We start from the raw sequence: 12,007 nt of genomic DNA on the forward strand, positions 1-12,007 counted from the left end.
AGGCGTTGAGGTTACTTATTCAGGGCTTTCACCAGGAAGTCGACGATGTCGTGTTGCTTGATCATCTGCTTCTCGCTGGCAGAACGAGACTTGTATTCAATCTCTTCGTTATCCAGATTGCGGTCGCCAATCACGATGGTGTGCGGCACGCCGATCAGTTCCATATCCGCGAACATCACCCCCGGACGCTCTTTACGATCGTCAAGGATCACGTCGATGCCTTTGGCGCGCAGTTCGCTGTACAGCTGCTCTGCCAGCTCTTTCACGCGGAAAGATTTGTGCATGTTCATTGGCAGAATCGCCACTTCGAACGGTGCCAGCGCCGCTGGCCAGATGATGCCACGCTCGTCGTGATTCTGTTCAATGGCGGCGGCAACCACGCGGGTAATGCCGATGCCGTAGCAGCCCATGGTCATGATCTGGTTGCGGCCATCTTCACCCTGTACTGCCGCTTTCATGGCATCGGAATATTTGGTCCCGAGCTGGAAAATGTGGCCCACTTCAATACCGCGTTTGATCTGCAGTACGCCTTTGCCATCCGGGCTTGGATCGCCTTCCACCACGTTGCGGATATCTTCCACGCGTGCTTCCGGCAGGTCGCGGCCCCAGTTGATACCGCTGTAGTGCTGGCCATCAATGTTGGCGCCAGCGGCGAAATCGCTCATCTTCGCCACGGTGCGGTCTGCAATGATTGGCATTGTCAGGCCTACCGGGCCGATAGAACCGAAACCGGCTCCCGTTGCGGCACGAACTTCCTCTTCACTGCCCATTTCCAGCGGCGCCGCAACGATATCCAGATGCTCTGCTTTGATCTCGTTCAGCTCATGATCGCCGCGTACCAGCAGGGCAACCAGCTTATGGCCGCTCTCTTCAGTGGCTTTCACAATCAGCGTCTTAACGGTTTTTTCCACCGGGATCTGATGCTGTTCAACCAGCTCGGCAATGGTTTTCGCATTGGGCGTGGCGAACTGCGTCATCGTCTGCGTGGCAGCCGGACGCTCGCCGGCAGGTGCCAGCGCTTCGGCTTTCTCAATGTTCGCAGCGTAATCGGACTCGCTGGAGAAGATCACATCATCTTCACCGCTCTCGGCCAGTACCTGGAATTCGTGCGAGCCGCTGCCGCCGATAGAACCGGTGTCCGCCTGCACCGCACGGAAATCCAGCCCCATACGGCTGAAGCTCTGGCTGTAGGCGCGGTACATCGCGTCATAGGTTTCCTGCAGCGATTCCTGCGACGTGTGGAACGAATAGGCGTCTTTCATAATAAATTCGCGTGAGCGCATCACGCCAAAGCGCGGACGCACTTCATCACGGAATTTGGTCTGGATCTGATAAACGTTCAGCGGCAGCTGCTTGTAAGAGCTCAGCTCGTTGCGGATCAAATCGGTGACCACCTCTTCGTGGGTTGGCCCCAGCACGAAGGGACGCTCGTGGCGATCTTTGATGCGCAGCAGTTCCGGGCCGTACTGCTCCCAACGGCCGCTCTCTTCCCACAGATCGGCCGGCTGTACTACCGGCATGGAGATCTCAATGGCGCCCGCGTTGTTCATCTCTTCGCGCACGATGTTTTCAACTTTTCGCAGCACGCGAATACCGGTGGGCAGCCAGGTATAAAGTCCGGACGCCAGTTTACGGATCATGCCGGCGCGCAGCATCAGCTGGTGGCTGATCACTTCCGCGTCCGAAGGCGTTTCCTTCAGGGTGGAGAGCAGATATTGAGTAGTACGCATTAATTACGATTCCAGTTGTACGGAAGGACACTGACAAAAATTTTGCTGGCGGCTAGTGTACCAGCGAGATCAATCACTCAAAAGCTTGTTTTAGCGCGCATCGAGGGCGATGACTTCGGTACCGGCTTCGTCAATGCGCCAGCGCACATTAAAATCCAGCAGCCAGGCGGCGTACTCGCGATCCCGCGCTTCCCCTTTGTGATAAGCCGGGCGGGGATCCTGCGCCAGAACCTCAGCAATAAAGCGCGCCAGCTGCGGATAAGTGCGCTGATGTTGTTGCAGCTGCTGTTGCGCCAGCGGCGAGAAACGCACCGGCATAGAGGCGTCCGGTGCGGCCTGGGCAAAGCCGGCGCGCGCTTCCGGTAGCGCTTCGGCAAACGGCAGGTACGGTTTGATATCCACCACCGGTGTACCGTCAACCAAATCCAGGCTGCCCAGCTGCAGGATGACCTGCTGTTTCTCACAGCGGATCGCTTTCAGTTCCACCAGTGACATGCCGATGGGATTAGGGCGAAAGGTGGAGCGGGTGGCAAACACGCCCATGCGCGCATTGCCGCCGAGGCGTGGCGGACGCACCGTCGGGCGCCAGCCGCCTTCCATGGTCTGATGAAACACAAACAGCACCCACAGATGACTGAACGCTTCCAGACCGCGCACCGCTTCCGCCTGATTGTAAGGCGGCAGCAGATGCAGTTCACCGCCGCCGTCCTGGATAAGTCCGGGCTGGCGGGGGACGGCAAATTTCTCTTTCCACGGTGAGCGGATCACACCGATTTGCGCGAAGGCAAATGTACTCATTGGCTGGAGACTTTCAGCGCAGAACCCTGACACACGGCCTGACGGTAGCAGCCTGGCGTGCTGGAGACGACTTCACATTTATGCAGCAGCACCGCGTTGGCTTTCATGCCGGCGGCTTTGATCTGCAGGCGTTTGCGCGCGGTGTTGAGATTAGGCGGAGAGTCCTGACTGCTGCTCTGACAATCGTCACCCGAGACTTCGCCGAGATCGCGGAACGGGTTACTGACCAGATCGGTCGCGTCGGTGTAAATTTTTACCGGAGCCGGGCGGGATACCGGCTTGCGCTGAGGTTCGCTGGATGAGTGCTGCGGGCGGGAAGGAGCGCTGCTTATCGGGTGATATTCACGAACGCACCCGGTCAGCATCAATGCCAACAAGCAGAGCGGTAAAAAACGCATGGCAACATCCTCATGTAATAAAAAGTGGCGTTATTGAAACAAGGACGACTGTAAATAACAAGTCAGCGGCAACCGGCGGAAACAGAAAGGGCGGCCGAAGCCGCCCTGCAGAGCATGAAAGGTGTCACTTACCAGCCTTTCACGGCCCCCCCGTTGAAGATCTTGTTCGCGGCGTCTGCCACATCGTCAGACTGGTAAGCCTGAACGAATTTCTTCACGTTCTCCGCGTCTTTGTTATCTTCGCGGCTTACGATCAGGTTAACGTACGGCGAGTCTTTGTCTTCCACAAAGATACCGTCTTTGGCTGGCGTCAGGCCAATCTGGCTGGCGTAGGTGGTGTTAATCACCGCCAGCGCGATCTGCTGATCGTCCAGCGAACGCGGCAGCTGTGGCGCTTCCAGCTCAACAATCTTCAGGTTTTTCGGGTTCTCAACAATGTCCAGAGAGGTCGGCAGCAGGCCAACGCCATCTTTCAGCTTGATCAGGCCCACTTTCTGCAGCAGCAGCAGCGAGCGACCCAGGTTAGTTGGATCGTTTGGAATTGCGATCTGTGCGCCATTCTGCAGCTCATCCAGCGATTTGATTTTTTTCGAGTAGCCTGCAATCGGGTAAACAAAAGAGTTGCCTACGGCAACCAGCTTGTAACCCCGATCTTTGATTTGCTGATCCAGATACGGTTTATGCTGGAACGCGTTGACGTCGATATCGCCTTTGCTCAGCGCTTCGTTCGGCAGCACGTAATCATTGAAGGTAACCAGTTCAACATCCAGACCGTACTTCTCTTTCGCGACTTTCGCAGCGGCTTCCGCTACCTGCTGCTCAGCACCGACAATCACGCCCACTTTGATGTGGTTGGGATCTTTAGCTTTCTGATCGCATCCTGCCAGCGCAATCGCGCCAATCAGAGCACCCACAGCGGCAATCTTTTTGAATGTGAAAGACATGTCCTTTCCTTAATAGAGGATTATTGATGTTGTTTGCTTATTTATGTGACACCGCGCGAACGATACGGTCACCACAGAACTGAATCAGATACACCAGTACAACCAGCAGCACCAGTACGGTGTTCATCACCGTGGCGTTATAGCCAATGTAACCGTACTGATAGCCAATCTGTCCCAGACCGCCAGCGCCAACTGCACCGCCCATAGCCGAATAACCGACCAGCGTAATCAGGGTAATTGTAGCGGCATTCACCAGGCCTGGCAGGGCTTCCGGCAGCAGGACTTTACGCACAATCTGTAATGGCGTGGCACCCATGGCGCGCGACGCTTCGATCAGGCCGACAGGCAATTCCAGCAGCGCGTTTTCCACCATCCGCGCGATGAACGGCGCGGCGCCGACCGTTAACGGTACAATGGCGGCCTGCAGGCCAATCGAGGTGCCAACAATGGCGCGGGTAAACGGAATCATCCAGACCAGCAGAATAATAAACGGGATTGAACGGAAGATGTTTACCAGCGCGGAGAGCACGCGGTAAAGGGTGCTGTTAGCCAGAATCTGTCCTGGACGCGTCACATACAGCAGCACGCCAACCGGCAGCCCAAGCACAAAACCAAAGAAGCCGGAGACAAAGGTCATCATCAGCGTTTCCCAGACGCCGCGCGTCAGTAACCACAGCATCGCTTCAGACATAACCCAGTACCTCTGTTTTCACGTGATTTTCTTTCAGCCAGGCAATCGCGGCTTGTGTATCTGCTTCAGTGCCGTCCATCTCGGCCAGCATAATGCCGAACTTCACACCACCGGCGTAATCCATCTGCGCGCTGATAATGTTGTTGTTGACGTTAAAACGGCGGGCGGCTTCGGACAGCAGCGGCGCATCGACGGATTTGCCGGTGAACTCCAGACGCAGCAGCGGCACGCTGCTGGCGGTCGCCGTGGCGCTCATGCGCTGCTGATAATCATCCGGAATGTCCAGATGCAGCGTTGACTGAATAAACTGCTGCGCCAGCGGCGTTTTAGGATGAGAAAACACTTCGCTTACGCTGTCTTTTTCGATCAGCTCGCCATGACTGATAACGGCGACCTGATCGCAGATGCGTTTAACCACATCCATTTCATGCGTGATCAATAGAATGGTGATGCCCAGCCGACGGTTAATGTCCTTCAGCAATTCAAGGATGGAGCGGGTCGTCGCCGGATCCAGGGCGCTGGTGGCTTCATCGCACAGTAGCACTTTGGGGTTGCTGGCCAGTGCGCGGGCAATAGCGACGCGTTGCTTCTGACCACCCGACAGGTTTGCCGGCCAGCTGTCGTGTTTATCCGCCAGACCAACCAGCTCAAGCAGTTCGCTCACGCGTTTTTTAATTTCATCACGTGACAGGTTACCCAGCTCCAGCGGCAGCGCCACGTTTCCGGAAACCGTGCGGGAGTTCATCAGATTGAAGTGCTGGAAAATCATGCCAATCTGCCGGCGCGCCAGCGTCAGCTGCCCGGCGGAGAGGGCGGTCAGATCCTGTCCGTCAACCAGCACGCGGCCTGAGGTCGGGCGCTCAAGCAGGTTAACGCAGCGGATCAGCGTGCTTTTTCCGGCACCGGAAGAGCCAATGACGCCATAAATCTGTCCGGCAGGCACATGCAGGCTGACGTTTGACAACGCCGTAACTGTGCGTGAACCTTGCTGGAACACTTTGCTAATATTTTCGAGTTTAATCATTGGCTTAATAGTTATCGTATTGCGTTGTCCGTGGTGTATCGGCTTTCGCACAGCCTGGCTGGACGAAATTTGAATGGATGTTAAGGCATCCAGACGGCTAAATCAATCGAAGTCATTCAATCTGTCATTCTCTCTGTATGCGCAATCATGCGATACTGAGCGGCATTATTTGCAGCAGGAGTTTCTACGTGGCGAACCCAGTCCCGGCTATTTTTCTCGATCGTGATGGCACCCTGAATGTTGATCACGGCTATGTTCATGAGATCGACAATTTCCAGTTTATTGACGGCACCATTGAAGCGCTGCAGGCGTTAAAGAAGATGGGCTATGCGCTGGTGCTGGTGACTAACCAGTCCGGCATTGCGCGCGGTATGTTTAGCGAAGAGCAGTTTATGCAGCTGACAGAGTGGATGGACTGGTCGCTGGCTGACCGTGACGTTGACCTGGACGGCATCTATTTCTGCCCGCACCTGCCGGATGCAAAAGTTGAGGCCTACCGTCAGACCTGCGACTGCCGTAAACCGCAGCCAGGCATGCTGCTTTCTGCGCAGCAGGAGCTGAATATCGATATGGCAGCCTCTTATATGGTGGGGGATAAAACGGAAGATATGCAGGCTGCCGTCGCCGCAGGTGTCGGAACCAAAGTGCTGGTGCGCAGCGGTAAGCCGGTCACTGCTGAGGGCGAAGCGCTGGCCGACTGGGTGATCAACAGCCTGGCCGACCTGCCGGAACGCATTAAAAAGGGCTGAAAAAGGGCGCTTTGTGCAAAAATCAAGCGAACAGCAAAAAAGTTGAAATTTGCACTTGCGCTTCCGCAGAACCTCCCTATAATGCGCCACCACTGAGACGGCAAAGCGGCAACGCAGGCGGCTCAGCAGGGCGTGAAGCGATTCACCCCGCCGGAGAAAAACTTCTGAAAAAGAGGTTGACTCCGAAGGAGGAAAGCGTAATATACGCCACCTCGCGACAGCAGGCAGTACGCCGCGTCGCACCGCTCTTTAACAATTTATCAGACAATCTGTGTGGGCACTCACGGGATTGATATCACAAGCCTCCGGGCTTGAAAAAATATCAAGACTCTGCTGAGTGAACACGTAATTCATTACGAAGTTTAATTCACAGAGCATCGCTGCACTGGTTGCAGCAAATCAAACTTTAAATTGAAGAGTTTGATCATGGCTCAGATTGAACGCTGGCGGCAGGCCTAACACATGCAAGTCGGACGGTAGCACAGAGGAGCTTGCTCTTCGGGTGACGAGTGGCGGACGGGTGAGTAATGTCTGGGAAACTGCCCGATGGAGGGGGATAACTACTGGAAACGGTAGCTAATACCGCATAACGTCGCAAGACCAAAGTGGGGGACCTTCGGGCCTCACACCATCGGATGTGCCCAGATGGGATTAGCTAGTAGGTGGGGTAACGGCTCACCTAGGCGACGATCCCTAGCTGGTCTGAGAGGATGACCAGCCACACTGGAACTGAGACACGGTCCAGACTCCTACGGGAGGCAGCAGTGGGGAATATTGCACAATGGGCGCAAGCCTGATGCAGCCATGCCGCGTGTATGAAGAAGGCCTTCGGGTTGTAAAGTACTTTCAGCGGGGAGGAAGGCGGTAAGGTTAATAACCTTGCCGATTGACGTTACCCGCAGAAGAAGCACCGGCTAACTCCGTGCCAGCAGCCGCGGTAATACGGAGGGTGCAAGCGTTAATCGGAATTACTGGGCGTAAAGCGCACGCAGGCGGTCTGTTAAGTCAGATGTGAAATCCCCGGGCTTAACCTGGGAACTGCATTTGAAACTGGCAGGCTTGAGTCTCGTAGAGGGGGGTAGAATTCCAGGTGTAGCGGTGAAATGCGTAGAGATCTGGAGGAATACCGGTGGCGAAGGCGGCCCCCTGGACGAAGACTGACGCTCAGGTGCGAAAGCGTGGGGAGCAAACAGGATTAGATACCCTGGTAGTCCACGCCGTAAACGATGTCGACTTGGAGGTTGTGCCCTTGAGGCGTGGCTTCCGGAGCTAACGCGTTAAGTCGACCGCCTGGGGAGTACGGCCGCAAGGTTAAAACTCAAATGAATTGACGGGGGCCCGCACAAGCGGTGGAGCATGTGGTTTAATTCGATGCAACGCGAAGAACCTTACCTGGCCTTGACATCCAGAGAACTTAGCAGAGATGCTTTGGTGCCTTCGGGAACTCTGAGACAGGTGCTGCATGGCTGTCGTCAGCTCGTGTTGTGAAATGTTGGGTTAAGTCCCGCAACGAGCGCAACCCTTATCCTTTGTTGCCAGCGGCTCGGCCGGGAACTCAAAGGAGACTGCCGGTGATAAACCGGAGGAAGGTGGGGATGACGTCAAGTCATCATGGCCCTTACGGCCAGGGCTACACACGTGCTACAATGGCGCATACAAAGAGAAGCGACCTCGCGAGAGCAAGCGGACCTCATAAAGTGCGTCGTAGTCCGGATTGGAGTCTGCAACTCGACTCCATGAAGTCGGAATCGCTAGTAATCGTAGATCAGAATGCTACGGTGAATACGTTCCCGGGCCTTGTACACACCGCCCGTCACACCATGGGAGTGGGTTGCAAAAGAAGTAGGTAGCTTAACCTTCGGGAGGGCGCTTACCACTTTGTGATTCATGACTGGGGTGAAGTCGTAACAAGGTAACCGTAGGGGAACCTGCGGTTGGATCACCTCCTTACCTGAAGATACCTTCCCGCGCAGTGCTCACACAGATTGTCTGATAGAAAAAGTAATGAGCAGGACGGCTGCGAAGTCGTGACACCCTTGTGTCCCCTTCGTCTAGCGGTTAGGACTCCGCCCTTTCACGGCGGCAACAGGGGTTCGAATCCCCTAGGGGACGCCAACTGTTCGGTGACAGGTGAAAGGTGTCCCCATGATGTATCTCAGAACTGACCTGCGGGTCACGTCTGAGATATATGCTCTTTAAAAATCCGGAACAAGCTGAAAATTTGAAACGAACGCGCCGCGTATTTCCCCGTAACAGGAAATAAGGCGGAGCGTCCGGGTCCGAGATTTTCGCGATTCACATGCGCAAAACGCCTGTGGGTTGTGAGGTTAAGCGACCAAGCGTACACGGTGGATGCCCTGGCAGTCAGAGGCGATGAAGGACGTGCTAATCTGCGAAAAGCGACGGTAAGGTGATATGAACCGCTACAGCCGTCGATGTCCGAATGGGGAAACCCAATGCATTTATGCATTATCGTTAACTGAATACATAGGTTAACGAGGCGAACCGGGGGAACTGAAACATCTAAGTACCCCGAGGAAAAGAAATCAACCGAGATTCCCCCAGTAGCGGCGAGCGAACGGGGAGGAGCCCAGAGCCTGAATCAGCTTGTGCGTCAGTGGAAGCGTCTGGAAAGGCGCGCGATACCGGGTGACAGCCCCGTACACGAAGACGCACAGGCTGTGAGCTCGATGAGTAGGGCGGGACACGTGGTATCCTGTCTGAATATGGGGGGACCATCCTCCAAGGCTAAATACTCCTGACTGACCGATAGTGAACCAGTACCGTGAGGGAAAGGCGAAAAGAACCCCGGCGAGGGGAGTGAAACAGAACCTGAAACCGTGTACGTACAAGCAGTGGGAGCCTCTTTATGGGGTGACTGCGTACCTTTTGTATAATGGGTCAGCGACTTATATTCTGTAGCAAGGTTAACCGCATAGGGGAGCCGAAGGGAAACCGAGTCTTAACCGGGCGCTAAGTTGCAGGGTATAGACCCGAAACCCGGTGATCTAGCCATGGGCAGGTTGAAGGTTGGGTAACACTAACTGGAGGACCGAACCGACTAATGTTGAAAAATTAGCGGATGACCTGTGGCTGGGGGTGAAAGGCCAATCAAACCGGGAGATAGCTGGTTCTCCCCGAAAGCTATTTAGGTAGCGCCTCGTGAACTCATCTCCGGGGGTAGAGCACTGTTTCGGCTAGGGGGCCATCCCGGCTTACCAACCCGATGCAAACTGCGAATACCGGAGAATGTTATCACGGGAGACACACGGCGGGTGCTAACGTCCGTCGTGAAGAGGGAAACAACCCAGACCGCCAGCTAAGGTCCCAAAGTCATGGTTAAGTGGGAAACGATGTGGGAAGGCACAGACAGCCAGGATGTTGGCTTAGAAGCAGCCATCATTTAAAGAAAGCGTAATAGCTCACTGGTCGAGTCGGCCTGCGCGGAAGATGTAACGGGGCTAAACCATGCACCGAAGCTGCGGCAGCGACGCGAATGCGTTGTTGGGTAGGGGAGCGTTCTGTAAGCCGCAGAAGGTGGCCTGTGAGGGCTGCTGGAGGTATCAGAAGTGCGAATGCTGACATAAGTAACGATAAAGCGGGTGAAAAGCCCGCTCGCCGGAAGACCAAGGGTTCCTGTCCAACGTTAATCGGGGCAGGGTGAGTCGACCCCTAAGGCGAGGCCGAAAGGCGTAGTCGATGGGAAACAGGTTAATATTCCTGTACTTGGTGTTACTGCGAAGGGGGGACGGAGAAGGCTAGGTTATCCGGGCGACGGTTGTCCCGGTTTAAGCGTGCAGGTGTGAAGACCAGGCAAATCCGGTCTTCTTTAACACTGAGGCGTGACGACGAGGCTCTACGGAGCTGAAGTAACTGATGCCCTGCTTCCAGGAAAAGCCTCTAAGCTCCAGGTAACACGAAATCGTACCCCAAACCGACACAGGTGGTCAGGTAGAGAATACCAAGGCGCTTGAGAGAACTCGGGTGAAGGAACTAGGCAAAATGGTGCCGTAACTTCGGGAGAAGGCACGCTGGCGCGTAGGTGAGGGGACTTGCTCCCGGAGCCGAGGCCAGTCGAAGATACCAGCTGGCTGCAACTGTTTATTAAAAACACAGCACTGTGCAAACACGAAAGTGGACGTATACGGTGTGACGCCTGCCCGGTGCCGGAAGGTTAATTGATGGGGTTATCCGTAAGGAGAAGCTCTTGATCGAAGCCCCGGTAAACGGCGGCCGTAACTATAACGGTCCTAAGGTAGCGAAATTCCTTGTCGGGTAAGTTCCGACCTGCACGAATGGCGTAATGATGGCCAGGCTGTCTCCACCCGAGACTCAGTGAAATTGAAATCGCTGTGAAGATGCAGTGTACCCGCGGCAAGACGGAAAGACCCCGTGAACCTTTACTATAGCTTGACACTGAACATTGAGCCTTGATGTGTAGGATAGGTGGGAGGCTTTGAAGCGCGGACGCCAGTCCGCGTGGAGCCATCCTTGAAATACCACCCTTTAATGTTTGATGTTCTAACGTAGGCCCGTTATCCGGGCTGCGGACAGTGTCTGGTGGGTAGTTTGACTGGGGCGGTCTCCTCCCAAAGCGTAACGGAGGAGCACGAAGGTTGGCTAATCCTGGTCGGACATCAGGAGGTTAGTGCAATGGCATAAGCCAGCTTGACTGCGAGAGTGACGGCTCGAGCAGGTGCGAAAGCAGGTCATAGTGATCCGGTGGTTCTGAATGGAAGGGCCATCGCTCAACGGATAAAAGGTACTCCGGGGATAACAGGCTGATACCGCCCAAGAGTTCATATCGACGGCGGTGTTTGGCACCTCGATGTCGGCTCATCACATCCTGGGGCTGAAGTAGGTCCCAAGGGTACGGCTGTTCGCCGTTTAAAGTGGTACGCGAGCTGGGTTTAGAACGTCGTGAGACAGTTCGGTCCCTATCTGCCGTGGGCGCTGGAGAATTGAGGGGGGTTGCTCCTAGTACGAGAGGACCGGAGTGAACGCACCGCTGGTGTTCGGGTTGTCATGCCAATGGCACTGCCCGGTAGCTAAGTGCGGAAGAGATAAGTGCTGAAAGCATCTAAGCACGAAACTTGCCCCGAGATGAGTTCTCCCTGACCCCTCGAGGGTCCTGAAGGGACGTTGAAGACGACGACGTTGATAGGCCGGATGTGTAAGCGCAGCGATGCGTTGAGCTTACCGGTACTAATGACCCGTGAGGCTTAACCTTACAACGCCAGAGGCGTTTTGCGGTACCCGGAAAAATTTTCAGCCTTGTTCACGGACTGGTCTGCGCGGCTTTGGGCGGCGCGGACGAAACAGAATCTGCCTGGCGGCACTAGCGCGGTGGTCCCACCTGACCCCATGCCGAACTCAGAAGTGAAACGCCGTAGCGCCGATGGTAGTGTGGGGTCTCCCCATGCGAGAGTAGGGAACTGCCAGGCATCTATTTAAGGCCCTCAGCGGGCCGTGACCTTCCCGGTGACGCGGGAAGGGCGAAACACCTGGAAGCAGACGCGGTCTGCGGTCAGTACAGAATCGGTGGAGCGGTAGTTCAGTTGGTTAGAATACCTGCCTGTCACGCAGGGGGTCGCGGGTTCGAGCCCCGTCCGTTCCGCCACTTAATTGATAAGCCCTGACTGCGAAGTCAGGGCTTTTTCATGTCTGCAATTT

General features: G+C 55.4%; 7 protein-coding genes, 2 tRNA genes and 3 rRNA genes. 6 read left to right on the forward strand and 6 right to left on the reverse strand.

All coding sequences use genetic code 11. The features are described from left to right. Positions 1-11: 11 nt before the first annotated feature. From proS to metN, 6 genes are all read right to left on the reverse strand, one after another. Positions 12-1,730 (reverse strand): proline--tRNA ligase, encoded by a 1,719-nt coding sequence (proS, locus tag D8B20_RS03755; protein WP_145887255.1) that lies wholly within the window; start codon positions 1,728-1,730, stop codon positions 12-14. Between the two features lie 90 nt (positions 1,731-1,820). Continuing rightward, positions 1,821-2,528, reverse strand: a complete 708-nt coding sequence (gene tsaA / locus D8B20_RS03760; RefSeq protein WP_145887257.1) for a tRNA (N6-threonylcarbamoyladenosine(37)-N6)-methyltransferase TrmO — start codon at positions 2,526-2,528, stop codon at positions 1,821-1,823. Next, positions 2,525-2,926, reverse strand: a complete 402-nt coding sequence (rcsF, locus tag D8B20_RS03765) for an envelope stress sensor lipoprotein RcsF (RefSeq protein WP_145887259.1) — start codon at positions 2,924-2,926, stop codon at positions 2,525-2,527. Before rcsF ends, tsaA begins: the two co-directional genes overlap by 4 nt. Positions 2,927-3,054: 128 nt before the next feature. Next, the gene (locus D8B20_RS03770) at positions 3,055-3,870 is read right to left on the reverse strand and encodes a MetQ/NlpA family lipoprotein (RefSeq protein ID WP_145887261.1); all 816 of its coding nucleotides are present in this window, start codon (positions 3,868-3,870) and stop codon (positions 3,055-3,057) included. Between the two features lie 37 nt (positions 3,871-3,907). Continuing rightward, the gene (locus tag D8B20_RS03775; protein WP_145887263.1) at positions 3,908-4,561 is read right to left on the reverse strand and encodes a methionine ABC transporter permease MetI; all 654 of its coding nucleotides are present in this window, start codon (positions 4,559-4,561) and stop codon (positions 3,908-3,910) included. Further along, positions 4,554-5,585, reverse strand: a complete 1,032-nt coding sequence (metN, locus tag D8B20_RS03780; RefSeq protein ID WP_145887265.1) for a methionine ABC transporter ATP-binding protein MetN — start codon at positions 5,583-5,585, stop codon at positions 4,554-4,556. The genes D8B20_RS03775 and metN overlap by 8 nt, the downstream gene beginning before the upstream one ends. A gap of 188 nt (positions 5,586-5,773) precedes the next feature. On the opposite strand from metN, the gene gmhB reads away from it, so the two are divergent. The 6 genes from gmhB (at position 5,774) to D8B20_RS03810 (ending at position 11,954) form a co-directional block, all read left to right on the forward strand. Further along, positions 5,774-6,334, forward strand: coding sequence for a D-glycero-beta-D-manno-heptose 1,7-bisphosphate 7-phosphatase (gmhB, locus tag D8B20_RS03785; RefSeq protein WP_145887267.1), 561 nt, complete (start codon positions 5,774-5,776; stop codon positions 6,332-6,334). Between the two features lie 408 nt (positions 6,335-6,742). Then, a 16S ribosomal RNA gene (locus tag D8B20_RS03790) occupies positions 6,743-8,284 on the forward strand. 90 nt (positions 8,285-8,374) lie between these two features. Then, positions 8,375-8,449 (forward strand) — tRNA-Glu (locus D8B20_RS03795). A 210-nt stretch (positions 8,450-8,659) separates the two neighbouring features. Beyond that, positions 8,660-11,564, forward strand: a 23S ribosomal RNA gene (locus D8B20_RS03800). A 98-nt stretch (positions 11,565-11,662) separates the two neighbouring features. Further along, a 5S ribosomal RNA gene (gene rrf / locus D8B20_RS03805) occupies positions 11,663-11,778 on the forward strand. The 16S, 23S and 5S rRNA genes sit together here with 2 tRNA genes alongside, the layout of an rRNA operon. A 99-nt stretch (positions 11,779-11,877) precedes the next feature. Further along, positions 11,878-11,954 (forward strand) — tRNA-Asp (locus D8B20_RS03810). Positions 11,955-12,007 lie beyond the last annotated feature (53 nt).

Origin of the sequence: Candidatus Pantoea soli (assembly GCF_007833795.1) — a bacterium.
Classification (GTDB): Bacteria; Pseudomonadota; Gammaproteobacteria; order Enterobacterales; family Enterobacteriaceae; genus Pantoea; species Pantoea soli.

What these genes read in the sequence shown, in the direction of transcription:
- proS (WP_145887255.1), bottom strand. Translation starts at nt 1,730, where the DNA reads ATGCGTACTACTCAATATCTGCTCTCCACCCTGAAGGAAACGCCTTCG.
- tsaA (WP_145887257.1), bottom strand. Translation starts at nt 2,528, where the DNA reads ATGAGTACATTTGCCTTCGCGCAAATCGGTGTGATCCGCTCACCGTGG.
- rcsF (WP_145887259.1), bottom strand. Translation starts at nt 2,926, where the DNA reads ATGCGTTTTTTACCGCTCTGCTTGTTGGCATTGATGCTGACCGGGTGC.
- D8B20_RS03770 (WP_145887261.1), bottom strand. Translation starts at nt 3,870, where the DNA reads ATGTCTTTCACATTCAAAAAGATTGCCGCTGTGGGTGCTCTGATTGGC.
- D8B20_RS03775 (WP_145887263.1), bottom strand. Translation starts at nt 4,561, where the DNA reads ATGTCTGAAGCGATGCTGTGGTTACTGACGCGCGGCGTCTGGGAAACG.
- metN (WP_145887265.1), bottom strand. Translation starts at nt 5,585, where the DNA reads ATGATTAAACTCGAAAATATTAGCAAAGTGTTCCAGCAAGGTTCACGC.